Raw genomic sequence first — 24,722 nt, forward strand, 5'->3', positions numbered from 1 at the left:
TGTCATTGATTAAACGAGACAGCCGGTGTTTGTTTATTGCTAATAAAAAGCTATGCAGATGGGCGAAAAACTTTCCGTTTTAACCATTTCGTCCAAATAGGAGATTTAGTAAAGAGGATCAATACAATCACGCTGAACAATACGGTTGATAGTGGGCTATGGAGCATATTGATAAACAAATCGCTCACGCTGCCGCGCTCCGTCAGAATGGCACGACGCCAGTTTTCATCGGTTAGTGAACTCAGAATTACACCTAAGATTACAGGGCCAACCGGAAAACCATAGAGGCGCATAAAGTAGCCAAACACGCCAAAGGCTAACATCCACCAAATATCTGTAATGGCATTGTTAATTGCATAAGCGCCAACAATAGATAAAAGGAAAATCAGCGGAATCAAAATGCCTTTAGGGCATTCGACGATTTTCGAGAATAGTTTGATGCCAGTTAAGCCAAAGATCAGCACGAAAATATTGGCTAATGTTAGGTTGCCGACGGTAAACCAGAACATGTGAGGTTGTTCGACTAACAGCAAAGGACCTGGATTCAAACCATGTATAAACAAGGCGCCAATGAATACCGCGGTTACTGCGTCGCCAGGAATTCCCAAAGTTAACATTGGAATATAAGCACCACCGACTGCGGCGTTATTCGCCGATTCTGGTGCGATCAAGCCTTCTTTGGCGCCTTCTCCAAATGGGACTTTTGGATTTTTGGTAACGCGTTTAGCGTGGTCGTAAGCCATCAGAGCGGCAATATCACCACCTGTTCCGGGTAACGCTCCTACAATGACGCCAATGAAAGACGTTTGTAGACTAAGTGGCATGTACTTTTTAATGTCTGACCATTTCGGAATGATGCGAGATATCTTCTGCTTCACTACGGCTTTGTTCATATGGTGTAACTGATGCAAGGCTTCAGAGATACCAAACATACCAATCATCACCGCAACAGGGTTAATGCCATCCCAAAGCTCGACCACGCCAAACGTAAAGCGCTCCTCAGCTGTCATAGGGTCTAGACCAACGGTACCTATCAATAGTCCAAGAGCGCCCGCAAAAATACCTCGTGCCAAACTGCTACCAGACAAAGAGCCTACTAACATAATGCCGAGTATGCCCAACATCATGTAATCACGTGGTTGAAAGGTGATGGCAAACTCACTCACTGTCGGTGCCGCAATCGCCAAGACGATAATGCCGACAAAACCACCGACCACGGACATAACCGTAGACAAACCAATGGCTTCCCCAGCTAAGCCTTTTTTCGCCAACGGGTAACCGTCTAATGCCGTAGCAATCGCGGAAGGTGCGCCTGGGATATTGAGTAATATAGCGGTACGAGAACCACCATAAACTCCGCCCATATAGACGCCAACCATAAGACACAGTGCGTAATTCACGTCCCATGAGAACGTAAACGAGATCAAAATAGAAACGGCCATAGTGACCGATAAGCCGGGAATCGCGCCGACATAAATCCCTAAGAAAGTACCTAGCGCTGTTAAGCCTAGTAATTCTGGGGACAGCCAAGACATGGCGAAATAATTAAAAGCATCCATAAGATGACTATCTCCACAAAGATGTTATTGAGGATAGAATTTCGCGCTCAGGCATTATGCCTTCGGGAAGCACGACTTGAAAAACGAGGCGGAAAATAATGTACACAACAATCAGTGATAGCAATGTAATAGCGAGCGTCGTGAGTGGACTGCGTCGATATAAAAACTGGATGGAAATAAACAGAAAAACAAAGCTTGTCAGAACGAATCCTAGACTTTCTAAAACCACTGAATAGATGAGAATCAACGCCATAATAAACGCCACTACTGGCGGGAAGCAGTGATAAACGAAACGAACATCTTCTGCGGCTGGTGCTTTCAGCGTATTCAAAAACGTCACGCAGGATGCCAGTACCATGGCAGCGGAGGCGGCAAGTGGAAAAGCGCCAGGAGAGCTTAACGAGCTGAAGCCTGAAATTTTATAAGCTTGCCAAAACAGATAAACACTTCCTAAAACCAGCAGAAAACAAAAAATACGCTCGCCGGGTTTGCGAGTTGTTAATGAAGGAGATTGACTGGACATTGTAACTCCAGATAAAACAAAAGATGGGACGCGCTTACAGTGAGTAAGTCGCGTCTAGGATCAAAAAGGAGTGGCTGCCTTATGGTTTACGGATGCCAAACTCTTCTGGTGAGAACTTACTAAAACCAGCGTCATGTACTAGCCAAGAAGACGTTGAACGGTAAGCTTCTAGGAAGTAATCAGCTTCTTTACCAGAAATATTCATGATGGTAAAACCGCGCTTTTGCATTAGGTCAACAAAGTCCTTGTTGTAAGCAGCTTTTTGGAAGGCCGCTTGTAGTTTTTCTACGGCTTCATCTGGTGTGCCTTTTTTTACGAACACGCCAAAGAAAGGTCCCCATGGTAAGTAAGATTTCATACCTGGTAATGCATCGGTAATAGGCGCAAGGTCAGGAAGTAGCTTATTTGACTCCACGTCGACAAGGCTGATGGCTTTCATTCGGCCCGCTTTAATTTGTTCGATGGTCGCGCCTAATACAGCAGGCATTACATCAATAGCACCACCTTGTAGTGCTGTTAACGCTGGACCATCACCATTGTACGGAATGCTGATGTAGTTTAGTTTGACTTGAGAGTCCAGCATGGCAGTCACAATAGAGGTTAATCCGCCAGGGCCTGTAGAGCCGAATTTTACTTCGCCTGGATGAGCTTTTGTATACTCGATGAGTTCTTGCATGGTATTAAATGGTGCGTCGTTGTTTGCCACAATAATTGGCGTCCCACGAGCCAATACATTTATTGCAATCATATCGCTGTAGTCGATATTGGAAAGCCCTAGGATTTTATACATCTGAGGATTTTCGGCACCCATCAGAAGGGTGTAACCGTCGGCTTTTTTCGCATTGACATATTTAGTCGCAATAGCACCAACACCGCCAGTTTTGTTGGTCAGGATGATATCGCCTCCAAGCTCTTTTTCAACGTGTGGGGCAATAGAGCGCATAACCGTATCAGTTGAGCCACCGGCTCCCCATTGGATAATGCCTTGAATGTCTTTGGTAGGATAATCAGCGAGAGTTAGACTGGAAGTAAGGGATAGTGCTGCTAGTAACGCAATTGTTGTTTTTTTCATTAGGGGCCTCTGTAGCGTCCATCTTGCGATGGTTTTGGCTTGGTTAGTGTTTTTTTTATTATCGTCTATAAATACCTGATTAATCCTTAAACAGATATTTTGCAACCGTTGTAACCTTAGCCGATGAGTGATTATTGATAAATACTGTATGTATTCCATATTTTACTCATTTTATTGTCTTTTAGTTATAGATGACTAAGTTTAAATATGTAAATTACGGGAGATTCGGCCAGAAAAAAGTAAGATTGGAGGCTTCATCAATATCAATCCTTTGATATTGATGAAGAAGTAAACGATTTTGCTTAGGCTTGATTGGAAAAGGCGATGCGAGTGAGGTTCTCGGGCTGGTCATTTTTCACCACCACATTGTCTTCAATGCGAATGCCGCCATAAGGCATGAATTGCTGAATGCGTTTCATATCACAACCATGATTGGGTACTTCTGCTTGCATTTTATCCAGTAGCATCGGAATAAAATACAAACCGGGTTCGATGGTAATTACCATGTTTTTTTCCAGTGTACGTGTCAGGCGTAAAAACGGGGCATTGTCATCTGGCTTGCTTAACGTTCCAGCTTGATCGATCTGATGGCCACCTACATCATGAACCTGCAAGCCCAGTAAATGCCCCAAACCATGAGGAAAGAAGACTTGTGGGATGCGCTTGGCTAATTGTTCTTCGACGCTTAACGCACAAATTTTATGTTCGCGCAGCAAAGACGCAATGCCTGCGAGGGTATCTTGATGCAAATCTTTAAAAGCAACGCCAGACATGGCGCTGCGGCAAAGCTTTTGCTCCATTATATCTAGATCATTGATCAAAGCGTTGAAGTCATCATCATGGCGGGTAAAGGTACGAGTGATGTCACTGGCATAGCCATGTTGGTTGGCGCCGGCGTCAATTAACAATGTGCGAGAGTCAGGTATTCTCGCTATGGATTTATGCTCATAGTGCAGCACAGCCGCGTGCTCATTTAAACCGACGATTCCTGGGTAAGGTTCTTGTGTGGCGGTTTGTTGGCTGGCTTGTAAAAATGCAAGATGGATCTCTAGCTCGCTCATGCCCGCTAAGAAAGCTTCTTTCGCCGCGATATGACCAGCTGCGCCGCGAATGCTAGCTTGACGCATAGCTTGAATCTCGAAGTCTGTCTTCACTGCTTTGTCAAAATCTACGTAGGCTTTTAAACCCTCACAAGCGACAGCGAATGACATGGCTTGTGGGCCAAGCCATGCCGTTTGTTTGGGTAAATCGGTAAAGCATTTATCCGTTTTTTTCGCTGTAACAATGTTCCAATCTTGCTGCCAATCGCCGCTCGGAACAGGATTTGGCGCGTGCCAAAAATCGTCACGAACAGGCCAAATTAAGGTTGGTTTCTCGCCCGCTTTTAGCACCACATAGGTTTCTGCACCTAGGGTAAAAGGAAGCCATTGTTGTGCGCCAGAATAGGCATGAAAAGGGTGAGTATGATCATCCTGAAAGTAATAACTTTTTTCCCCTGATGCTAAGACAATGCCGTCTAGGCCGAAATACGCCATGGCGTTTTCATATCGATTTATAAGAACGGTTAGGTGTTCTTGATAGAGTGTGGTCATAGAAAAACTCATGTTGGTTGACAAGTGTTAGCTAGAACACAGAATTTATATCCATTAAATCTGCGTCGTAATATTTTCAGGGGGAAGGATATTAAAGCACGCTATATTTTCAGTTTGTCATTCTTGTTTTTTGGCTGTTAGTTTGTTGAAGAGAAATACTAAACCACGGAAAGCCACGAAGCCACAAAGTACGGAAACGAAGGCCAGTAACAAATCATTTTGAATATTCATGAAGTGCTTAAAAATATAGAAAAAAACGATGGTCAGCATGATGCGTATCACGCTGTCGATTAATGGATAAAGTTTTGTCACGTCTGCACTTCCTTACTTGTTAGATTATGGTCACTTTAGATAAGACTGTCCCATAAAAAAGCGGCTAAGCCAATTATTTGATGGGTAAATATACCGAGGTAATGTAGTCCTTTGAGTTGTTTGTCTGAGCTGGCCCAACCTCAAATATTTCTACACCGTAGTGTCTCCTATCTCGTTTTAAGTTTTGTATGCGCATAAAGTTGTACAAAACATGCCACGCTAAAGAAAGGTTTTGGTAGTCGCCTTCATAGCGTAGATGCAAATAGTTACCGCGTAAGACAATACGCTCTGGACACAGCTCACACGGCACTAGGTTTTGCACAGGGATACCTAATCGGCCGGAGAAGTAATGGTGGTTAATATCGGCCTTTTCGTAAAGTGCAAAGCTTGGGCCGGCTGGTGGATTTTCTGGGCCAAGCTCGGTTATCAAGTCATGGAAACCTTGATCCATTTTTTGCGACATCGGCTGGTTGCTCACGATGAAGGGACGAGTCACCGCATCGATATTCTCTAGCTTCGACTTATCAAGCCATTCAAAGCTTGGCGCGTTGTATTCATGGCTGGATGCTGTGCTGTATTTATTTAGGTAAGCCAATAATTTTAGTAGGGCGAGTTCTGCGTCTTTTTCTGCGCAGATGCTGTAGTGTTTTTGCTTCCAGCGGCTAAAAAAAGGTAGCTTACCAGTGATTTGAATGGTCACCAAAGTGCGTTCTTTTTGCTTGGTGAGCTCAATATTGAAATGTACGTCGTTCGGGTAAAAAGCTGGGGCTTCTAATAATGTATGAAAATAATGAGCACCAGAGCGAGCTGGTTCTAAAGTGATATAGCCCTCTTTAATAAGCTTACCTTGCCAAACTAAACAGGTGGGAAAAACGGAATGGATGCCGGAATGTAAGTATTCATAATCAATATGGGCTTTGGGTTCATAAATGAACCAAGGTAGCCAGTTTTGCCAGTTAGTAAGGTCGCTTAAATCTTCTGCGACCATATCAATAGGCGCACCAATTACGGCATTTTGTCGGCTAAAGAAACGCCCCTTACAGGTTAGTAAGTATGTTAAAAACAACACAATGCAAAATATAATCAGGAATACAATGACAACCATGTTTTTGCCTCGCCTTCGAATATTGATAATGCCCAGAGATGCATGTTTATCGTCTAATCGCAGATATTAGGCAATCAGATTCTTGCTTTTCACAGCATAGTGTTTAATGTCTCTATATTGCAAGCGAGCGATTTTTGAGCAGTCTACGAGCACAATGAGGATAATTAAGATGAAGTCGACACTGGTATGGGATTGGCCTGTGCGAATTAGCCATTGGCTGATAGTGCTTTTGTTTACGGGTTTAATTGTCACAGGAAAATCAGAAAGTGATTATGTCCAGTACCATTTTTATATGGGCTATGGTTTGTCGGCGGTGATTATTGCTCGTGTACTTTATGGCTTTTATGGCTCCTACTACGCGCGCTTTAGTCAGTTTGTGAAAGGGCCAAAAGTGGTTTTTCGCTTCGCTAAGTCTATGTTATCTGGTCGACCTAAGAAATATCTAGGTCATAACCCCATTGGCGCCTTAATGGTGGTGGTTTTATTACTCGCACTTTCGGTTCAGTGGGGAACTGGGTTGTTTACTAGCGATGAAGTATTTTGGTTCGGGCCTTTTAATGCTCTGGTGCCAGAAGAGTTTGCCAGTCAGTTAGCGTCTATCCATCGCTTTTTACCCAACGTCTTGCTTGGTTTAGTCGCTGTGCATGTACTTGCTGTGCTGTACCATGAGCTATGTCTAAAAGAGCGTCTTATTGATGCTATGGTGCACGGTCGAAAAAAGCATCAGACAATGACATCGGTTGAGGTAAAGACGCCACGCTGGGGCATTATTTTTTCTTTATTAATGGGCCTTTCTTGGTTGGCCGCATTATGGATGATGCCTATTTAGCTTTGCTGATTTAATTGTATAGACAGGCTGGATATTTGCTATTATTGCCAGCAATAGAAATTTTTATAAACACATGATCATATGGAAACCTTAGTGTCTGACGTAACAACTTCTAATTTACTTAATTTATTTGACGATCTACCGGATGCCCCTTTGCCGATATACGCCAAGTTAAAGCAGGCGATTACGATGAAGATTTCTTCTGGTGAGTGGCAAACGAATCAACGCGTTCCCTCTGAAGCAGAAGTGGTTAAGGCATTAGGCGTAAGTCGTATGACGGTAAATCGTGCACTAAGAGAGTTGACGGCAGAAGGGTATCTTGTTCGTCATCAAGGTCTTGGCACTTTTGTAGCAGAGAAAAAAGCTCACTCAGCCTTGTTTGAGGTTCATAACATCGCAGAAGAGGTGGCTGCTCGCGGCCATAAACATCATTCTGAGTTATTAGTACTGGAAGCGGCCAAAGCCACCATGGAAGAAGCTATGACGCTTGGTGTTCGAACCAATCATGGGATTTTCCGCTCCGTCGTTTTGCACTTTGAAAACGATTTGCCGATTCAAATAGAAGAACGCATTGTTAATACGACGTTAGCGCCAGATTATGATAAACAAGATTTTGCCAAACACACGCCTTATGAATATCTAATGAGCGTGGCGCCAATGACAGAAGGTGAGCATTTGGTGGAAGCTATTTTGCCTAATGCTATTGAATGCGAACGACTGCAAATTCGAGGCTCAGAGCCTTGTTTGCAAATAAAGCGTCGTACTTGGGCGGGCGATGACATAGTCACCGCTGCGCGTTTACTCCACCCAGGCTCTCGCTTCCAATTATTCGGGCATTTTGGCCGTTAATCCAACTTAGTAATTTTGATGAAAACGCCACTGCCTTTTCTTAATGTGGCGTTAATGTTTTCTGATCCAATCACCATGCTGTGTGCTTTGACTGACATAGCGTCGGCATTCTCTATTTCAAGCACGCTGTCTTCACAAACATACAAACCATTAAACAAGGTGTTGTTTGAAAATGAGAGAAAGCAGAGCGCTGTGCATGCCTGAACTTTGGCTTGCGTGTCTGTGTCTCTCACCATGATGTTCAGGTCTTCAATCTTGCCGTTTTTCAGTGTGGCAAGTGTTTCATCCCCGCCTGAAAAGCGTGCTATGTCTAAAGGCTTGCTGAGAATGTTAAGGTGATTGTCACTGCTATTCGTGTGTTCCAGAGCCATGCCTTCGCCAGATAGTAAGACCAGGGTACGATGCAATCCGCTGAAGTCTGAAAATACGCCATTTTCAACCACAGACGCTTGGCTGATACGAAAACGCAGGCCATCGTTATCTTCATAACGTTGAATTTCTAGAGTTTCCCCAAGGCCGTTTTTCCATGGCATTCGCTGGTATTCTGCTTGCTCTATAATAATGATGCTAGGCATGATACATGGCCTTTTTAATAACTTGAGTAAAGGCCAAGCGGCTGCTGTCTTCTTGCTGGTGGCGGAAGTTTTTAATAGTGTGATTGCCAGCGACAAACACGTCTTTCACAAGGTTTTCATTAGTGGCGAAGAGCCAGCGATTGAGCAGGTCTTTGGCTTCGCTCGCTGCGATAAAAGGATGAGATTCGTCGAGCACCATAAAGTCAGCACGGTTACCTTCAGCTAATCCTAATGACACGTCGCAGGCTTGGTTGCCGCCCAGCAAGGCTTGCTGGTAAATATTGTCGCCAACGCTAGTTTGGTCGGAGCGATACAAGCGGTTACGCTGTTGATCCCGTAGGCGCTGTCCGTATTCATAAGTGCGTAATTCTTCGACAATCGATAAACTCACATGACTGTCCGAGCCAATGCCCCAACGACCGCTTTCTTGCTCGAAGGCCACGCCTGGGAAAACGCCATCACCAAGGTTCGCTTCGGTGGTTGGGCAAAGTCCAGCTACCGCTTGGCTGGTGGCGATAGACTGACGCTCAGAATCGGTGAGATGAGTGGCGTGAACCAAGCACCAGCGCTCATTTAAGCCGATTTCATTGTGCAGCCATTCCACTGGGCGTTGACCACTGAAGGCGAGACTGTCTTGCACTTCTTTTTGTTGCTCCGCGATGTGGATATGTATTGGAGAGTCCTTTTTTAACGCAGAGAGTACAGTCTCAATTTGCGGCTTGGTCACTGCGCGCAGTGAGTGAAAGCAAATGCCCAACTTATGGCGAGGGTGATTTGTCAGCGCTTTATCGCAGGCTTGATGCAACGCCAGATACGAATCTGTGCTGTTGATAAAACGCGCTTGTCCCGTATTGGGAGCTTGTCCGCCAAAGCCCGAGTGTGAATACAGCACGGGTAATAGGGTTAATCCCATTCCTGATTCGTCAGCTGCGGCGATGATCTGATTCGACATTTCGCCAAGCTGCCCATAATGTTTTCCGCCAATATCATGATGCAGATAGTGAAACTCTCCGACTTGAGTGTAACCGGCTTTTAGCATGTCGATATAAAGCTGTTTGGCGATAATATGCGCATCGTCTGGGGTCAGCTTTTGCACGATTTTGTACATCAAATCACGCCAGCTCCAGAAACTATCATTCGGATTTAAACTGACTTCGGCGGCGCCAGCCATGACTCGCTGGAACGCGTGGGAATGCACATTAGCCAGTGTGGGTAAGACGGGGCCAGATAAAATATGGCACTCTGCCGTCGGAGCACTGTCTGCTGCAAAAGAGAGAAACTGACCCTCTTTTACCGAGAAAAGCACGTCTTTTGCCCAGCCAGAAGAGAGCAAAGCGCGTTGTGCAAAATAGTATTGAACCTTGTCGCAATGAGTGGTGTGTTGGCTGGTCACAAGTCATTCCCTAATAAATATTGGTATTTTGAGTGTAATTGAAAACACAATGTATATACAAGTGTGTTTATGTAGGGTTTATTACCTATCTATTTTATGCTGTTTTTAATGGTTGTTTCATAAGGATTTTTTTCATTTTTAGTTTGATTGATTATCCACTACTGTTGATTTCAACTCGATTTATTTAAAAAAATGGCTTGCATCTAGAAAAGTTAGATTCTATCTTTAAGTTAATTGTATATACATGTTAGTTGAATATTTCTTTAAGCAGAATAAAAAAGACATTCTTTGATAGGTGAAAAAATGACTAAGCAAACACTCGCTCAAAAACGTTACCGCGCAGGTGTCGTAAAAGCCGCAACAGGAACAACACTGACTGCCAAATCTTGGTTCACGGAAGCGCCAATGCGTATGTTGATGAACAACCTTGATCCTGATGTAGCAGAAAACCCAGAAGAATTAGTGGTTTACGGTGGTATCGGTCGTGCAGCACGTGATTGGGAAAGTTATGACAAGATCGTTGAATCCCTAAAAGAGCTAGAAGAAGATGAAACTTTGCTGGTGCAATCTGGTAAGCCAGTGGGCGTTTTCAAAACCCACAGCAACGCACCTCGTGTATTAATCGCTAACTCAAACCTAGTGCCACATTGGGCCAACTGGGAACATTTTAACGAGCTAGACGCAAAAGGCTTGGCGATGTACGGCCAAATGACAGCAGGCTCTTGGATTTACATTGGTAGCCAAGGCATTGTGCAAGGCACTTACGAAACCTTTGTTGAAGCAGGTCGTCAGCATTACGATGGTAAATTGGCTGGTCGCTGGGTATTAACGGCAGGTCTTGGTGGCATGGGTGGTGCTCAGCCACTAGCGGCGACTTTGGCTGGCGCGTGTTCATTGAATATCGAATGTCAGCAAAGCCGTATCGATTTCCGTTTGCGTACTCGCTATGTGGATGAACAAGCGACAGACCTAGACGACGCTATGGCGCGTATCAAAAAATACACTGCAGAAGGCAAAGCCGTGTCTATCGCGCTTTGCGGCAACGCGGCCGAAATTCTGCCAGAAATGGTAAAACGTGGCATTCGTCCAGATATGGTAACGGATCAGACCTCGGCCCACGATCCATTAAACGGCTACTTGCCATTGGGCATGAGCTGGAAAGAGTACCGAGAAAAATCTCAGACAGAACCTCAGGCCATTGTAAAAGCCGCGAAACAATCCATGGCTAAACACGTTCAAGCCATGTTGGATTTCCAAAAAATGGGCGTGCCGACCTTTGATTACGGTAACAACATTCGCCAAATGGCGATGGAAGAAGGTATCGAAAACGCTTTTGATTTCCCAGGGTTTGTACCTGCTTACATTCGTCCTTTGTTCTGTCGTGGTATCGGGCCTTTCCGTTGGGCAGCTTTGTCTGGCGACCCAGAAGATATCTATAAAACCGATGCCAAAGTAAAAGAGGTGATCGCGGACGATGAACATTTACATCATTGGTTAGACATGGCGCGTGAACGTATTCAGTTCCAAGGTTTGCCAGCGCGTATTTGTTGGGTGGGTCTTGGTCAGCGCGCGAAACTTGGTCTAGCCTTTAACGAAATGGTGCGTAGCGGTGAATTGTCTGCGCCAATTGTTATTGGTCGTGACCATTTGGACTCTGGTTCTGTATCCAGTCCGAACCGTGAAACAGAAGGTATGAAAGACGGCTCTGACGCTGTTTCGGATTGGCCACTATTGAATGCTTTATTAAACACAGCATCTGGCGCAACTTGGGTATCTTTGCACCACGGTGGCGGCGTTGGTATGGGCTTCTCTCAGCATTCCGGCATGGTAATTGTGTGTGATGGTAGTGATGACGCCGCTGAGCGTATTGCTCGCGTGTTGCATAACGACCCTGCGACTGGCGTGATGCGTCATGCGGATGCGGGTTATGATATTGCGATTGATTGCGCGAAAGAGCAGGGGCTTAACTTGCCAATGATCACTGGCGCTCAAGCTAAATAATATGCTGTTGATCATCAAACAAGGATAGAAAACGCCGACCAGCCTACATCCATGTAGGCAATGGTCTACTGTGCCCATCCTTGGGCGCAGCTTGTTTCACACCTTTGTTTGATGGGGAATTTGTAGGCCGGATGAGGGAAGTATGACCGTTATCCGGCGTTTTGATTTGAGAATAAAAAGATTGAGGAACACCATGTTTGAATTAACCATAAAACCAGGTCAATTGACGCTTAATGAATTGCGTCAAATCAGCCGTCGTCACGTTAAATTGACTCTAGACGAAAGCGCTTTCCCTGCGATTCACGCCAGCACACAAGTGGTTAACGATGTGATTGCACAAAACCGCACGGTATACGGTATTAACACAGGTTTTGGTTTGTTGGCGAATACACGTATCGCGCCAGAAGATTTGGACGAGTTACAACGCAGTATCGTACTGTCTCATGCAGCGGGCATCGGTCAGCTGATGGAAGACAAAACCGTCAAACTAATTATGGCATTGAAGGTAAACAGCCTTGCGCGTGGTTTCTCTGGTATTCGTCTTGAAGTGATTCAAGCGTTGCTGACCTTGATTAATAAAGAAGTGTATCCATGCATTCCTAAAAAAGGTTCGGTAGGCGCGTCGGGTGATTTAGCACCGTTGGCGCACATGAGTACGATTTTGCTAGGAGAAGGCAAAGCTCGCTACCGTGGTGAAGTCATTTCTGGTCAAGCCGCTTTGTCTATCGCAGGGCTTGAGCCAATTGCTTTAGCACCAAAAGAAGGTCTAGCACTGTTAAACGGCACGCAAGCATCGACGGCTTTTGCCCTAGAAGGTTTATTTGAAGCGGAAGATTTGTTTGCGTCCGCTGTTGTGTGTGGCTCTTTGTCTGTGGAAGCAGCGCTTGGTAGCCGTAGCCCATTCGATGCGCGAATTCATGAAGTGCGCGGGCATCAAACGCAAATGGATGCCGCGGCAGCGTATCGTCACCTATTAGGCGAAACATCAGAGTTGGGCGATTCTCACCAAGGCTGTGAAAAAGTCCAAGATCCGTATTCTCTTCGTTGTCAGCCGCAAGTTATGGGTGCATGCCTAGAGCAAATTCGCAGCACGTCGAAAGTCTTGTGTGTTGAAGCCAATTCTGTATCCGATAATCCATTAGTATTCGCCGCTGAAGGTGACATCATTTCAGGTGGTAATTTCCATGCAGAGCCTGTCGCTATGGCGGCAGATAACCTTGCTTTGGCGATTGCTGAAATTGGTAGTTTGTCAGAACGTCGTATGGCGTTGTTGATCGACAGTAACTTGAGCAAACTGCCTCCGTTTCTAGTAGACAATGGCGGTGTAAACTCTGGTTTCATGATTGCGCAAGTAACTGCAGCGGCATTGGCGAGCGAGAATAAAACCTACGCACACCCTGCGTCTGTTGATAGCTTACCAACATCGGCGAACCAAGAAGATCACGTTTCTATGGCGACCTTCGCAGCGCGTCGCTTGAAAGACATGGCGGAAAATACCCGCGGTATCTTAGCAGTGGAAATTTTGTCTGCGGTACAAGGCTTGGACTTCCGCGCACCATTGAAATCCAGCAAACGTCTAGAAAACGCTCGTGCCACTTTACGTGCTCGTGTGCCTTTCTATGATAAAGATCGTTACTTCGCGACCGATATTGAAAAAGCGAATGAGCTGCTGTTGGAAGCGGTTCATAACGACACCATGCCTGATGGCTTGTTACCAAGTTTGGTTGTGTAATCTGCTGAATTAGATTCAAAAAGCAGTTCTTTAGGAACTGCTTTTTTCGTTTTTACTATGATGCTGTTACATCAATAATCGTTATAAAAATTGAGCGAAAAAGAGGGGCTATGGCACACAGCATGACAGAAAATATGACTCAAGGTTCTTCTATGAAATTAGACAGTTTATGGCGCAACGCGCAAGTGGCGACCATGGCAAATGGTCGTTATAGCGTGATAGAAAATGCCGCGATTGGTATAGTCGGCGGCTGCATTGCTTGGATTGGCGAAGCGCATGACCTGCCAGCCTACGAGGCTCAGACTGAACACGATTTAGGCGGCGGTTGGATTACGCCGGGTTTGATCGATTGCCACACGCATTTAGTGTTTGGCGGCAACCGCGCAGGCGAATTCGAACAACGACTAAATGGCGTAAGTTATCAAGACATTGCCAAGCAGGGCGGCGGAATTGCTTCTTCTGTTAAGGCGACTCGTGACGCCAGCGAAGCAGAGCTAATTACCAGTGCATCCCGTCGACTGAAAAGTCTCATGGCCGACGGCGTGACCACAGTTGAGATCAAATCTGGCTATGGCCTGTCCCTCGATTCAGAATTGAAAATGCTCAGTGTTGCAGGAAAATTAGGCGATGTATGGCCAGTTACGATCAAGCGAACTTGTTTGGCTGCGCATGCGATGCCACCAGAATTTGACGATAAAGACGCGTATATCGATTACCTTTGCGAGACGGTGTTACCAAAAATCGCGGAATTGGGCGTAGCCGATGCCGTTGATGCCTTTTGTGAAGGTATTGCCTTTAGCACCGAGCAAGTAGCACGTTACTTTAAAACCGCAGAGTCATTGGGCTTACCGGTGAAAATCCATGCAGAGCAATTGTCTTCGTTAGGTGGTACTGCTATGGCATCGTCTTTCAAGGCTTTGTCGGCGGATCACATTGAGTTTATTGAAGAGTCAGATGTAAAAGCCATGGCTGAATCTGGCACGGTTGCCGTGTTATTGCCAGGGGCGTTTTTTACACTAAAAGAAACCCAACGTCCGCCAATTGACTTGCTGCGTCAATATGGCGTGCCTATGGTAATTGCCACGGATGCAAACCCCGGAACCTCGCCCGCGTTATCGCTTCGACTGATGATGAACATGGCGTGTACCTTGTTTGCATTAACGCCAGAAGAGTCTTTGGCTGGTGCGACAATTCATGCAGCAAAAGCATTGGGTATAGCAGATACTCATGGTAGTTTAGAAATCGGGAAAGTTGCCGATTTTGTGTGCTGGGATGTAGAAAGCCCTGGCGAGTTAAGCTATTGGCTTGGCGGCAATCTAGTAAAAAATAGAATCTATGAAGGCAAAAGTAGTTAAGAGGAAACATAATGACAACGCATGACGTATTAACCGTACCGGCATTTGATTTTATTCAGGGCGATTCGCCTTTGCTGGTCAGCATGCCGCATTCTGGTTTGAACTTAACGACAGAGGTGCAATTCGGTTTGACAGATCAAGCCAAAAAACTGCCGGATACGGATTGGTTCATTCCTGAGCTTTATGATTTTTTAGAGTCTCTAGGGGTAGGATTTATCAAGGCGAATTACTCTCGTTATGTCATTGACCTTAATCGTCCCTATGATGATAAGCCACTTTACGCGACGAAAACCACGGGCTTGTTCCCCGATATTTTATTTGAAGACACGCCTGTTTTTGCCGAAGGCAAGGTGCCAAGTGACGAACATAAAGCCTTTTGCAAAGAGCATATTTGGAAGCCCTATCATGGCACGATTGAGCAAGAACTCGCTCGACTCAAAGCCAAATTCGGCTATGCTATATTGTTCGATGCACACAGTATTGCCGCTGAAGTACCTATGTTGTTTGAAGGCACACTGCCAGATTTTAACTGGGGCACTAATGAAGGCAAAGCGTGCGACGCAGCAATCGCCAATGCCGTCACGCAAATATTGCGACCAAACTACACGCAAGTGCTCAATGGCCGTTTCAAAGGCGGTTACATCACTCGCTATTTCGGCCAGCCAAGCGATGGTATTCACGCCATCCAGCTCGAACTCTCTCAAGCAACTTACATTAACGATGAGTTAGCCAAGCAATCTGAGTATCAGCTTGATGAACAGAAACGCCCACTTATTCAGCAACAGCTTAAAGACGTGATTGAGGCCTGTCAGCACCTTAGTTTATAACCTCAGCTGTTTCATAGTTTAAGAGTCAAGAGTCCCCATGTTGTGGAAACGGCATGGGGATTTTTTTTTGATACGATAGTTAGCCTCTTTTTTCTTGACGATAGTGCAATGGAGCGTCATCTTCGGTTATCTATTACTGTTTGATTATTAATCGACAGGTCACGCCAATGGCGTATAATTTGGTGATGTAATAGTCGTTATTGAAAGGTGACCACAGTGAATGACAACATGTTTAATGAGTTACTTGAAAGCGTACAACAAGCCGATAACATCATAAAAGGCCAATCCACAGCGGCACGAATCGCAGAATTCGCAGACCCAGCAGTGAAGGCAATTCGCACTAAAACAGGTTTGAGTCAAAGTCGCTTCGCCAGTCTTCTGGGTGTTAGCAAACGCACATTAGAAAATTGGGAACAAGGTCGTCGTCATCCAACGGGGCCAGCTCGCGCTTTACTTAAAATCGTCGAGGCCGACCCAGAGTGTGCGCTAAAGCGCTGCATGGGTAGTCCTAAATCGTAAATGAACTCTGTAAACTTATAATTAGTAGAGCTAGTTTTAAGTTTAGCTATCTTATTTAACCTCTTTCAACTTGTACGTCTACAGATGTTACTTTTAATATACTAGGTTCATTAATGATTATATTTTCGTCTGAAAATAAAACAACATTCCTACCATTACCATATGAACTATTAAAAACTAAACCATCATATGACTTCAGTGTTCGAAGATATTCACAAATGAATTGAGTAGGGATATACTCTAAATGTGATTTTTCAGGTAGTACAGGCTTTGAAAGTTCTTCTGAAAATTGCTGGAGTAGGTTAAGACACTTTAAAACTAACTCAATTTCTTCTTCATCAAACTTTAAGAGTGCAATCTCTAGCTTTGGGTTTGTCAAATCTACAAGTTTTAATTCTTGTCTAGGTTGTATTTCAGATAAGTATATAGTTGATCCATTACTTGGTCTGACTTCTTTTAAACATGTTGTACAGTCTTCTGCGATATATAAATAAGGAATCCCTACAGGGTTTGCTCGACCAGCACTGGCTAAATCATAAGGAGGGGGACCCATCTCACGAGCACTTAGTACATTGTTTGATATTCGGGCTCTATAGAAAATGAAATTTTCATTTATAGTTTGACTCAATGCATCTACAGTTCGAAGAAAAATTGATGCTTCTTTAGATATAATTCCATCATTAGTAATGTTCGCTGTAAATATTTTTCTGAATAATGAGTTGCTTGGAAAAAACCTATTTTCTTTAATCAGGTTATCTTTAAAATTATCCCAAGCTGTTCGATACTCAGTGATACTTTCCAATAGTTTGAAACTTTTATTACGATAATTTTCACCCATAATAGATATCATAAGATCATTTGGATTTAAAACTGAATTGGACAGAATTTTTAGATCATTTTTATATATTGTCGCTAATGAATATCCTTCAGTATCCTCTTGAATACAATTAAGAATTAATTCGAATAAGCCTGTTAGGCTTTCTGGACTGGTGCATGGAACTTTATTAGACCCACAAAAAGAGCAACTTTTTACCGTAGCCTCTCTGTAAATAAGCTCTTGAATTGCAACATCCGTGAAGCAATTAGAACAGCAATATATCATTGATTTTTATCCAAATAGTTACAGATGGTTTCTATATGGTGTTCTATCGAAAGCTTTTTAACTTGTCCGAGTCCAGGGAAATGTTCGCTTTCATGTAGTTTTCGGAATTCCTTTATGCCGAGCGAATCATAAAATAAATCGGGTGCCTTATCCGCTTCATTGATAAATAATTCTAATGCTTCCGCAAACTTTCCTGCAGGGTTGGAAGGTGTTCCATCATCTGTAGATGAATAATGGCGTACAAACATTTCATCAAATCTCTCATAGTCAATGTATGAAACATGAATTGTAACAACGTATGCCGGTCCACCAGTTTCTGTGTACTCATTGCTCATAATGGTGTAATCACCGAACCCAATTACATTTTCTTGAGTTTTGTACGTTGAATGTAGGTATGAAAAAGTAGATTCAGATGTGTAGTCGGCATTTCTTTTTTGCTTCCTAAAAGAATCTTCTCCAAGTAATACTAAGTTTCTTATACGAGCTAATGCTGCTGGAGGTGATTTATAATCTGCTATGGTTAACTCGGCGTTCAAAGATAGCGAAATAGAAGTTTGATCTATTCCTTGGGTAATTTGAAGAGCATATGGACCAGAGATAGTTTGAAGTATCTTTTCTACTTCATCTGAATTACCACTCTTAATCTGAATACATGGTAAAAAAACTAAATTACTATCTTCTAGTTTTTCTTTTAGTGATGACCAAGCATCTTTATAGTCACCCACGGTGGGGTTAATAAGAATAATTGGAATGATTTCTTTTTGGTTTAGGTGATCAATTGTTCTTAAAAGAGGGGCAAGATTTGTTCTAACTGGTTCTAAGATAGGTCGAAACAATGAAGAAGAAATGATGTTAGAAAGTTCTCGAAGTGCAATTAATTCAAATTGCTTTCCTCGTAGGAAGGGGTAATACATATTCTCTCCATATCGTTGTTGAAAATGCGCTTCAATGCATTTATTTGACCACTAGAAAATTGATAGCTGATAGCCGCATTAACCAAAGAGTTAGGCAGAGACTTGATCAGATCCTCATCATTTCTTCGAGTCTTTTTTATCACATTTAGAAAAGCTTTAGAAAGCTTTTTAGGGTCAACATTTGTTAATAGTGATTTACACTCACTTTGTAGTCTGCTGTTTGGGACCTCTGGGACTGGAAACCCCATCGATTCAACAATGTCTAAATATTCTGCTTTTCGTAGAGATTTAATCAGAATTTCGACATCGATTGGTTCTTTTCTTGGTGTAGGAGTGCGCTTTTCGCTTAGATAGTTCTTTGACGTTAACACGAGAACTCCCACTCGTGGATCTGAGTTTTCTAAAACGCTCGCAAGATTTTTATTTGCGCATACAACATAAACTTCATCAAAAACCTTAAGATAATCAATTAGTTGAGTGTTAAGTCTGTTTAAGGTGTCGAACTCGGATTTTATTTCGTAACAAGTAGACTTACCATTTACAATGACACAATCAGCTTTACTTCTTCCTACTCTAAACTCCGATAGCATTGTTGCTGTCGATAAAGAATGTTTTCCTAGTAAGTGTCTTTTAGCAATTGCATTTTTGAAATAGTATTCAGAGCGGTATTCTTGGCTTAGTTTCTTGTGAACTAGGTTGAAAATATCTTTAATATCGGAAATATGATCAACACCCAAATACTGTTGAGCAACTCTTATAACATAAGAGAAGTCACCATCTGCCAAGGCGGATAGCTTAGTGCTTGTGAATAATTTTGACGCCTCTCTTGCTGAAAAAGTCATTACGATTAGACCTAAAAAATTTAAAGCAGACTATACATATGATAGGCGCTTTATTGAATAATATGCGTATAAAAAATTCATTTTTTTCCATAGTAGAGTCGGATTTATGACCTTCGCCGCTCTGATCATTGATGTACAAAGTATCTTATTCGATTCTGTTCCTCGACCTTTTGAGGCGGATCTTGTTGTTTAACGGATTTTCGTGTTGTGGTGATTCATGCAGCATGAACAAGCAGGTTCTGAGATCGAATTTGGCTCCCCTGATTGTAGTTGCAGGTGTGATTGAGGCTTTATTGGCTATTAAGCTTTAGTCTGCCTATGATATTAAAAATAGAGTGATTGGAATTTGCTGATTTTAAGCACTATATTTCTACTTACTCGGTAAATTTGGGGCTGACGTTATGTATCAAAATGTTTTGAAATTTTGGTTTGACGAGATAGAACCAGCGCAGTGGTTTGAGAAAGATATCGATTTTGATAATACAATAAAAGATCGTTTCGGTGCGCTTCATAGACAAGCGATTCAAGGAGAACTGTCTGTTTGGCGTCATTCCCCTAAAGGTGCTTTAGCAGAAGTAATTATACTGGACCAATTTTCCCGTAACATTTACCGCGATCAACCAGAATCCTTCGCTGCTGATCCTATGGCCTTGGCGCTGGCTCAAGTGGCAATTGCTAATGGTTTTGACGTCGAACTGTCTGCCACCGAAAGAAGTTTTTTATATATGCCCTTTATGCACAGTGAATCTGCTGTAATTCATGAGCAAGCGGTAACGTTATTTAGTGAACTGGGTATTGTTAATAATTTAGATTTCGAGTTAAAACACAAAAAAATTGTGGATCGTTTCGGGCGTTATCCACACAGAAACGCCATTTTAGGTAGAAAATCGTCTTATGAAGAGTTGGAGTTTTTAGCTGAACCAAATTCTAGTTTTTAAAAACAGTATATTTAAGCTTATTTTGCATGCGCTATTTTTTAAGTATAAAAAAGAGCAAGTCACTTTCATGGCTTGCTCTTTTTGCTTTTTAAATAAGCTTTAAAGTACGGTTACTACGTCTTTCATTGCTAGACGCGATTTAGGCAATGCGGCGTTGTAGTCTTCGTCTTTGTGGTGATAACCGATCGCGAGTGCGACGTCGCATTGGTAACCTTCCAGTTCTGCACTGAAGATTTCTCCGATCAATTCTGGGTCAACACCTTCCATAGGCGTGGAATCAATACCAAGGCGAGCGGCAGTGTGCATAACATTACCAAGTGCGATGTAAGTTTGTGACTTTGTCCACGCAGCGTTGTTACCATTTTCGTCCATGTTCATTTCTGCAAACACAAAACCGCCAAAAGCTTGTTCTCTGTTTTCGGGTTTGGTGCGGCCATCTTCAATGCCTTTATCCACAATATTTGCGTAGTCTTCACGGCTGTAGTGAGTTTTGTGTGCAAATAAAATAATGTGCGAAGCGTCTTTGGCGTGTTTTTGGTTGAACTGGAATTTGTTCGCAAAGGTATCGTGGAAGCGCTGTTTTGCCGCATCGCTTTCAATCACGATAAATTTCCATGGCTGCGAGTTAATAGAAGAAGGTGATAGGCGCATTGCTTCGTAGATAACGTCTAAATCGGCCTGAGGAATTTTCTGCACGGCATCGTAATGTTTTGCTGTATGGCGTTTTTCTAGATCAGTAATAATCTGGTGTGGCATCTTCTCTCTCCAAAATAAGTAAAACTGTTTGGCAACCTAGAAAGCTAGAGTCGCTCAATTCAATGGCGCTATAGTAGCGAGACTCTACTAAATGAAAAACAGGGTTTTCATTGAATTATTATCAAATATTAATTGATAATAAGCGGTGGTTTTCTTATCCAACAGGAGGTAGTTCATGCAGCTTGAAGATCTTCGAGTCGTGCTTAAAGTAGCGGAGTTTCGCAGTATTACGGCTGCAGCCACGCATTTAGACATGCAAATGGCCACAGCGAGCGCCGCTGTTAAGCGAATAGAGGCTGCGCTTGGTGTTGAGTTGTTTGTGCGTACTACGCGCCATCTACGACTTTCTAGTGCCGGAGAGCGTTACTTACCCCAGTGTATTGCAGCTATGTCTATGTTGGATCAAGCAAAACAAACTATTCATAATGATCTGGATATTATTAGTGGTGAAATTCGCTTAGCTGTTTCGTCTGACTTGGGGCGCAATATCGCGATTCCTTGGGTGGATGACTTTATGGTGCAGCACCCAAAAGTGACACTGCGGGCACATATTAGCGACAGCAATGTCGATTTTTATCGAGATGCGTTGGATATTGCTCTGCGTTATGGTGCGCCAGCAGATTCCAATGTCTATGGCTTTAAAATCTGTAACGTACCGCGTTTATTGGTCGCCAGTCCAAGTTACTTGGAATTACAGGGTACACCGCAAAACCCTAAAGACTTGCTGAATCACCAAGGTCTGTTTTATCAGCTACAAAATATCTTGAACGATACTTGGCACTTCTCATTTAAAGAATCAGGTGTAGAACGATCCTACAAGATTAAGCCGAAAGCCTATTGTGCTGCGAACGATGGTGATTTGGTGAGGCGTTGGTGCGTAGCAGGTAAAGGGGTCGCGATAAAATCTTCGTTGGATATTGCCAATGATTTACTCGCTGGTCGCGTAGTGCCTTTGTTAGCAGACTATAAAGTCCCTCAAGGTGAGCTGTGGTTGATAAGCCCAAGTCGGCAGTCTATTACGCCAACGGTGCGTTTATTGCGAGATATGTTTCGAGAGCGTACCAAGGTGCTTTTGACGCAATTGGTGGAGCAGGGATTTTTACCAGAAGATATTCTAGTTGACTAAAGGTTATGCTGAAATCGGTGAATCTCTTGCTACGTCATAAAATATAATTGCTATAGTGATGAGAGAAGATTATTTTCCATTGAAATGATGTCGAGGTAGGGATATGGCGGAATTTCTTGTATTAGGCGCAGGAATGGTTGGAGCGAGTAGCGCCTTAGCGTTGCAGGCGCGAGGCCATCAGGTAACCATTGTAGATCGTGCCGATGCTGGTCTTGAGACCAGTTACGGTAATGCGGGTATGATCCAAGTTGAGGCAGCAGAGCCGTATGCTTTGCCAAGGGATTTGGTGACGCTGTTTAAATATGCACTGGAAATAAGTAATGACGTGACTTGGAAAATGAGCGGAGCGTTACCTATGCTGCCTGCTTTATGGTCGTATTTTTGTCATTCATCAGCCGAAAAACACGCTAAGATTTCTCGTGTTCATTCCCAATTAACGATTCGTTCCACGGCAGATCATGCCCCTTTAATTCGTGACTCTGAGTCTGAGCATTTGATCTCTCGCTGTGGTCTTGTCATGTTGCACAGAGACGATGCTGAGTTTGAGAAAGCCTCTAAAAAAGCCAGTTTTTTGCTTAGTGAATATGGTGTCACCTCGAATATTTTTGACGGCAAAGGCTATTTGAAAGAAGAGCCCTCGTTGAAGAAAGCGCCAGCGGGCGCGGTGCATTATACGCAAAGCTGGAGTTGCACTTCTCCTGGAGCGTTAACCAAAGCCTACTGTGATTTATTTGTTAAGCGAGGTGGTCGTTTTGTCACGGGTGACGCCAATACCTTGCAGCATACAGCGAAGGGTTGGCAAATACTCACCAATGAGGGTGAGCTTAAAGCTGAGCAAGTGGTGGTAGCGCTTGGGCCTTGGTCACCAGAGTTATTAAAGCGCTTTGGTTATCGAATTCCTATGGTATACAAGCGTGGTTATCACGGCCATTTTAATGCGCCTAAAATACTGCAACGGCCATTTTTAGATGTAGCAAATGGTGTGCTGGCGGCGCCGATGGTGAAAGGTTTAAGGGTGACAACCGGTGCGGCTTTAGTTCCGCTGAATTCGCCAATGGACACAAGCCAGCTTAAACGCGGATCGGCTGCATTGAATGAAATTATCGAATTAGGTGAGCAAGTAGAAGAGCCGCAATGGATGGGGACTCGGCCTTGTATGCCCGACATGCTGCCACTTGTTGGTGAAGCGCCAAATCATAAAGGCTTGTGGTTTCATTTCGGTCATGGGCATCAAGGATTCACTCTTGGTCCAACAACGTCTGAGTTATTGGTTCAGGCGATTGAAGGGGAGAGGAGTGAGCTGTTAGATGCGCTTGCGCCAGTGAATCGCTTGTCCGGACACTCAAAATCATAAACAAAAAAGCAGACGTTTTTTCAAACGTCTGCTTTTTATTGGCCAATTCATTAACGCTTTGAATTAGTTGCTTTTCAAGTAGTTCAACATGGTGTCGGCATCAGATACTTCAAATGGATCGCTTGGAGCGTCGTCTTGGAAGCCCGCTTCGGAGAACATTTTCTTGATCTCGCCGTTTTCGACAAGCATAGAGTAACGCCAGCTGCGCATACCAAAACCTAGGTTGTCTTTCTTAACGAGCATGCCCATTTGGCGAGTGAAGTCGCCGTTGCCGTCAGGTAAAAGGAAAACGTTTTTTGCGTTCTGGCTTTTGCCCCATTGGAACATGACGAAGGCATCGTTTACAGAAACACAAATTACCGCATCAACGCCTTGTGCTTTAAAGTCTTCGTAAAGTTCTTCATAGCGAGGTAGGTGAGACGTTGAGCAAGTTGGGGTGAATGCACCCGGTAAAGAAAAAACAACGACTTTCTTGTTGCTGAACAAGTCAGCAGTGGTGACATCTTTCCACTCAAATGGGTTTGGTCCGCCTAACTCTTCGTTACGAATACGAGTTTTAAAAACAACATTAGGTACATTAGAAATCATTTTTTTTCCCTTCGGTTATTAACAATTCATTTTGTGCTTGCTAGCGTTTCAAAAAGCCACGCTGCTGCAAGAAGCTTAGCATATGTTCGCGTTTCTTTTTTTGCACCGCTGCAGCGGTTTGTTCTGACCAATTACTGCTTTTTTGATTATCACCACGACTTTGGTAGTAAGCCTGCATTTGTGCGTCGTAGGCTTTTACATCTTGTGCGCAACGGCTGTTGTCGTAGCTGTCTTTATGAAGGATAACATCCACGGGTAAGCGAGGTTTTAGATCCGGTTCCGCGTCGGGATAGCCGAGGCAAAGGCCGAAAATTGGATAGACTTGGTCTGGCAAGTTTAGCAGTTCAGCGACTTGTTCAGGGTCGTTGCGAATGCCACCGATAAACACGGCTCCAAGGCCAACGGATTCAGCACCTAGCATTAGGTTCTGGGCAAAAAACGTTGCATCGGTTGTTGCGGCAATAAAGTGTTCCGTATTGCCTTCTAATTCACCTAAGCCTTGTTCTAGGCTGCAATATTCAACACGAGTAAGGTCGGCACAAATAATAAAAAATTCCGCGGCTGATTCTACCCATTTTTGCCCGCCTGCGAGCGTGGCAATTTTTTGTCGATTGTTTTGGTCTGTTATTTGAACAAGAGAGTAGGCCTGAATAAAACTTGAAGAGGCTGCGCCTTGAGCGCTTTGAATAAGCTGCATCAGTAACGCTTCATCAATGGCTTGCTCTGTGTATTGACGAATGGACTTGTGATTAGTTTGGGCTTGAAGAATAGGGTTCATATGCGGCATCTTTTAAAAATGAGATGCATAGATACTAGAGATTTAGAAGAGAAGGGTCAAAGGCCAAAAGAGAACGATTGT

Annotated in this window: 24 protein-coding genes; 10 read left to right on the top strand and 14 right to left on the bottom strand. The window is 43.7% G+C overall.

What is annotated here, in order from left to right; translation table 11 throughout:
• Positions 1 to 50 precede the first annotated feature (50 nt).
• The 6 genes from AC2A4J_RS04845 to AC2A4J_RS04870 form a co-directional block, all read right to left on the bottom strand.
• Positions 51 to 1,559 (bottom strand): tripartite tricarboxylate transporter permease, encoded by a 1,509-nt coding sequence (locus AC2A4J_RS04845; RefSeq protein WP_212916580.1) that lies wholly within the window; start codon positions 1,557 to 1,559, stop codon positions 51 to 53.
• A 7-nt stretch (positions 1,560 to 1,566) separates the two neighbouring features.
• Positions 1,567 to 2,082: a tripartite tricarboxylate transporter TctB family protein gene (locus AC2A4J_RS04850; protein WP_212916579.1), complete on the bottom strand. Its 516-nt coding sequence runs from the start codon at positions 2,080 to 2,082 to the stop codon at positions 1,567 to 1,569.
• A gap of 79 nt (positions 2,083 to 2,161) precedes the next feature.
• Positions 2,162 to 3,154: a tripartite tricarboxylate transporter substrate binding protein gene (locus AC2A4J_RS04855; protein WP_212916578.1), complete on the bottom strand. Its 993-nt coding sequence runs from the start codon at positions 3,152 to 3,154 to the stop codon at positions 2,162 to 2,164.
• A 302-nt stretch (positions 3,155 to 3,456) separates the two neighbouring features.
• Positions 3,457 to 4,746, bottom strand: a complete 1,290-nt coding sequence (gene pepQ, locus AC2A4J_RS04860; protein ID WP_484175139.1) for a Xaa-Pro dipeptidase — start codon at positions 4,744 to 4,746, stop codon at positions 3,457 to 3,459.
• A gap of 117 nt (positions 4,747 to 4,863) precedes the next feature.
• Entirely contained in the window at positions 4,864 to 5,058 is a 195-nt protein-coding gene (locus AC2A4J_RS04865; RefSeq protein WP_484175140.1) for a hypothetical protein, read from the bottom strand.
• Positions 5,059 to 5,131: 73 nt separating this feature from the next.
• Complete coding sequence (locus tag AC2A4J_RS04870; RefSeq protein WP_484175141.1) at positions 5,132 to 6,163, bottom strand: AraC family transcriptional regulator; 1,032 nt, start codon at positions 6,161 to 6,163, stop codon at positions 5,132 to 5,134.
• Between the two features lie 169 nt (positions 6,164 to 6,332).
• Between AC2A4J_RS04870 and AC2A4J_RS04875 the strand changes: the two genes are divergently transcribed.
• Entirely contained in the window at positions 6,333 to 6,992 is a 660-nt protein-coding gene (locus tag AC2A4J_RS04875) for a cytochrome b/b6 domain-containing protein (RefSeq protein ID WP_484175142.1), read from the top strand.
• Positions 6,993 to 7,085: 93 nt separating this feature from the next.
• A complete protein-coding gene (gene hutC / locus AC2A4J_RS04880; protein ID WP_239543963.1) occupies positions 7,086 to 7,841 on the top strand; it encodes a histidine utilization transcriptional repressor HutC in 756 nt (251 codons plus the stop codon).
• Here hutC and AC2A4J_RS04885 read toward each other — a convergent pair.
• Positions 7,838 to 8,416 (bottom strand): HutD/Ves family protein, encoded by a 579-nt coding sequence (locus AC2A4J_RS04885; protein ID WP_484175143.1) that lies wholly within the window; start codon positions 8,414 to 8,416, stop codon positions 7,838 to 7,840. The two genes, hutC and AC2A4J_RS04885, sit on opposite strands and share 4 nt — an antisense overlap.
• Complete coding sequence (locus tag AC2A4J_RS04890; RefSeq protein ID WP_484175144.1) at positions 8,409 to 9,809, bottom strand: formimidoylglutamate deiminase; 1,401 nt, start codon at positions 9,807 to 9,809, stop codon at positions 8,409 to 8,411. The genes AC2A4J_RS04885 and AC2A4J_RS04890 overlap by 8 nt, the downstream gene beginning before the upstream one ends.
• 303 nt (positions 9,810 to 10,112) lie before the next feature.
• On the opposite strand from AC2A4J_RS04890, the gene hutU reads away from it, so the two are divergent.
• The 5 genes from hutU to nadS all read left to right on the top strand — a co-directional run bounded on the left by hutU (position 10,113) and on the right by nadS (position 16,243).
• Positions 10,113 to 11,810: a urocanate hydratase gene (hutU, locus tag AC2A4J_RS04895; RefSeq protein WP_484175145.1), complete on the top strand. Its 1,698-nt coding sequence runs from the start codon at positions 10,113 to 10,115 to the stop codon at positions 11,808 to 11,810.
• A gap of 193 nt (positions 11,811 to 12,003) precedes the next feature.
• A complete protein-coding gene (gene hutH, locus AC2A4J_RS04900) occupies positions 12,004 to 13,542 on the top strand; it encodes a histidine ammonia-lyase (RefSeq protein WP_484175146.1) in 1,539 nt (512 codons plus the stop codon).
• 134 nt (positions 13,543 to 13,676) lie between these two features.
• Positions 13,677 to 14,897, top strand: coding sequence for an imidazolonepropionase (gene hutI / locus AC2A4J_RS04905; protein WP_484175360.1), 1,221 nt, complete (start codon positions 13,677 to 13,679; stop codon positions 14,895 to 14,897).
• A gap of 11 nt (positions 14,898 to 14,908) precedes the next feature.
• A complete protein-coding gene (hutG, locus tag AC2A4J_RS04910) occupies positions 14,909 to 15,724 on the top strand; it encodes an N-formylglutamate deformylase (RefSeq protein WP_484175147.1) in 816 nt (271 codons plus the stop codon).
• 216 nt (positions 15,725 to 15,940) lie between these two features.
• Entirely contained in the window at positions 15,941 to 16,243 is a 303-nt protein-coding gene (gene nadS / locus AC2A4J_RS04915) for a NadS family protein (protein WP_484175148.1), read from the top strand.
• 55 nt (positions 16,244 to 16,298) lie between these two features.
• Here nadS and AC2A4J_RS04920 read toward each other — a convergent pair whose 3' ends face one another.
• Genes AC2A4J_RS04920 through AC2A4J_RS04930 form a run of 3 tightly spaced genes read right to left on the bottom strand, consistent with a single transcriptional unit; the run spans position 16,299 to position 19,101 of the window.
• The gene (locus AC2A4J_RS04920; RefSeq protein ID WP_484175149.1) at positions 16,299 to 17,345 is read right to left on the bottom strand and encodes an RES family NAD+ phosphorylase; all 1,047 of its coding nucleotides are present in this window, start codon (positions 17,343 to 17,345) and stop codon (positions 16,299 to 16,301) included.
• The gene (locus AC2A4J_RS04925) at positions 17,342 to 18,259 is read right to left on the bottom strand and encodes a sce7725 family protein (protein ID WP_484175150.1); all 918 of its coding nucleotides are present in this window, start codon (positions 18,257 to 18,259) and stop codon (positions 17,342 to 17,344) included. Before AC2A4J_RS04925 ends, AC2A4J_RS04920 begins: the two co-directional genes overlap by 4 nt.
• Positions 18,220 to 19,101 carry a sce7726 family protein gene (locus AC2A4J_RS04930; RefSeq protein ID WP_484175151.1) on the bottom strand — a complete coding sequence of 294 codons (882 nt, stop codon included), beginning with the start codon at positions 19,099 to 19,101 and terminating at the stop codon, positions 18,220 to 18,222. Before AC2A4J_RS04930 ends, AC2A4J_RS04925 begins: the two co-directional genes overlap by 40 nt.
• 401 nt (positions 19,102 to 19,502) lie before the next feature.
• Here AC2A4J_RS04930 and AC2A4J_RS04935 point away from each other — a divergent pair, with 401 nt between their 5' ends.
• Positions 19,503 to 20,039, top strand: a complete 537-nt coding sequence (locus AC2A4J_RS04935; protein ID WP_484175152.1) for a DUF924 family protein — start codon at positions 19,503 to 19,505, stop codon at positions 20,037 to 20,039.
• 99 nt (positions 20,040 to 20,138) lie between these two features.
• On the opposite strand, the gene AC2A4J_RS04940 is transcribed toward AC2A4J_RS04935, so the two are convergent.
• Entirely contained in the window at positions 20,139 to 20,795 is a 657-nt protein-coding gene (locus AC2A4J_RS04940) for an NAD(P)H-dependent oxidoreductase (RefSeq protein ID WP_484175153.1), read from the bottom strand.
• 175 nt (positions 20,796 to 20,970) lie between these two features.
• Here AC2A4J_RS04940 and AC2A4J_RS04945 point away from each other — a divergent pair, with 175 nt between their 5' ends.
• Together AC2A4J_RS04945 and AC2A4J_RS04950 are read left to right on the top strand one after the other, a co-directional pair.
• Complete coding sequence (locus AC2A4J_RS04945) at positions 20,971 to 21,921, top strand: LysR family transcriptional regulator (protein ID WP_484175154.1); 951 nt, start codon at positions 20,971 to 20,973, stop codon at positions 21,919 to 21,921.
• Between the two features lie 103 nt (positions 21,922 to 22,024).
• Positions 22,025 to 23,275 (top strand): NAD(P)/FAD-dependent oxidoreductase, encoded by a 1,251-nt coding sequence (locus AC2A4J_RS04950; protein WP_484175155.1) that lies wholly within the window; start codon positions 22,025 to 22,027, stop codon positions 23,273 to 23,275.
• Positions 23,276 to 23,338: 63 nt separating this feature from the next.
• Here the strand turns inward: AC2A4J_RS04950 and AC2A4J_RS04955 are convergent, their stop codons facing one another.
• Positions 23,339 to 23,863 carry a redoxin family protein gene (locus tag AC2A4J_RS04955; RefSeq protein ID WP_484175156.1) on the bottom strand — a complete coding sequence of 175 codons (525 nt, stop codon included), beginning with the start codon at positions 23,861 to 23,863 and terminating at the stop codon, positions 23,339 to 23,341.
• Between the two features lie 40 nt (positions 23,864 to 23,903).
• Positions 23,904 to 24,641 (bottom strand): oxygen-insensitive NADPH nitroreductase, encoded by a 738-nt coding sequence (gene nfsA, locus AC2A4J_RS04960; RefSeq protein WP_484175157.1) that lies wholly within the window; start codon positions 24,639 to 24,641, stop codon positions 23,904 to 23,906.
• Between the last annotated feature and the right edge of the window lie 81 nt (positions 24,642 to 24,722).

Source organism: Marinomonas sp. ATLA20 (genome assembly GCF_057180105.1).

Excerpts from the sequence above, each read along its gene's own strand:
- AC2A4J_RS04845 (WP_212916580.1), bottom strand. The coding sequence starts at position 1,559 with ATGGATGCTTTTAATTATTTCGCCATGTCTTGGCTGTCCCCAGAATTA.
- AC2A4J_RS04850 (WP_212916579.1), bottom strand. The coding sequence starts at position 2,082 with ATGTCCAGTCAATCTCCTTCATTAACAACTCGCAAACCCGGCGAGCGT.
- AC2A4J_RS04855 (WP_212916578.1), bottom strand. The coding sequence starts at position 3,154 with ATGAAAAAAACAACAATTGCGTTACTAGCAGCACTATCCCTTACTTCC.
- pepQ (WP_484175139.1), bottom strand. The coding sequence starts at position 4,746 with ATGACCACACTCTATCAAGAACACCTAACCGTTCTTATAAATCGATAT.
- AC2A4J_RS04870 (WP_484175141.1), bottom strand. The coding sequence starts at position 6,163 with ATGGTTGTCATTGTATTCCTGATTATATTTTGCATTGTGTTGTTTTTA.
- AC2A4J_RS04875 (WP_484175142.1), top strand. The coding sequence starts at position 6,333 with ATGAAGTCGACACTGGTATGGGATTGGCCTGTGCGAATTAGCCATTGG.
- AC2A4J_RS04885 (WP_484175143.1), bottom strand. The coding sequence starts at position 8,416 with ATGCCTAGCATCATTATTATAGAGCAAGCAGAATACCAGCGAATGCCA.
- hutU (WP_484175145.1), top strand. The coding sequence starts at position 10,113 with ATGACTAAGCAAACACTCGCTCAAAAACGTTACCGCGCAGGTGTCGTA.
- hutH (WP_484175146.1), top strand. The coding sequence starts at position 12,004 with ATGTTTGAATTAACCATAAAACCAGGTCAATTGACGCTTAATGAATTG.
- hutI (WP_484175360.1), top strand. The coding sequence starts at position 13,677 with ATGACTCAAGGTTCTTCTATGAAATTAGACAGTTTATGGCGCAACGCG.
- hutG (WP_484175147.1), top strand. The coding sequence starts at position 14,909 with ATGACAACGCATGACGTATTAACCGTACCGGCATTTGATTTTATTCAG.
- AC2A4J_RS04920 (WP_484175149.1), bottom strand. The coding sequence starts at position 17,345 with ATGATATATTGCTGTTCTAATTGCTTCACGGATGTTGCAATTCAAGAG.
- AC2A4J_RS04925 (WP_484175150.1), bottom strand. The coding sequence starts at position 18,259 with ATGTATTACCCCTTCCTACGAGGAAAGCAATTTGAATTAATTGCACTT.
- AC2A4J_RS04930 (WP_484175151.1), bottom strand. The coding sequence starts at position 19,101 with ATGACTTTTTCAGCAAGAGAGGCGTCAAAATTATTCACAAGCACTAAG.
- AC2A4J_RS04935 (WP_484175152.1), top strand. The coding sequence starts at position 19,503 with ATGTATCAAAATGTTTTGAAATTTTGGTTTGACGAGATAGAACCAGCG.
- AC2A4J_RS04940 (WP_484175153.1), bottom strand. The coding sequence starts at position 20,795 with ATGCCACACCAGATTATTACTGATCTAGAAAAACGCCATACAGCAAAA.
- AC2A4J_RS04945 (WP_484175154.1), top strand. The coding sequence starts at position 20,971 with ATGCAGCTTGAAGATCTTCGAGTCGTGCTTAAAGTAGCGGAGTTTCGC.
- AC2A4J_RS04950 (WP_484175155.1), top strand. The coding sequence starts at position 22,025 with ATGGCGGAATTTCTTGTATTAGGCGCAGGAATGGTTGGAGCGAGTAGC.
- AC2A4J_RS04955 (WP_484175156.1), bottom strand. The coding sequence starts at position 23,863 with ATGATTTCTAATGTACCTAATGTTGTTTTTAAAACTCGTATTCGTAAC.
- nfsA (WP_484175157.1), bottom strand. The coding sequence starts at position 24,641 with ATGAACCCTATTCTTCAAGCCCAAACTAATCACAAGTCCATTCGTCAA.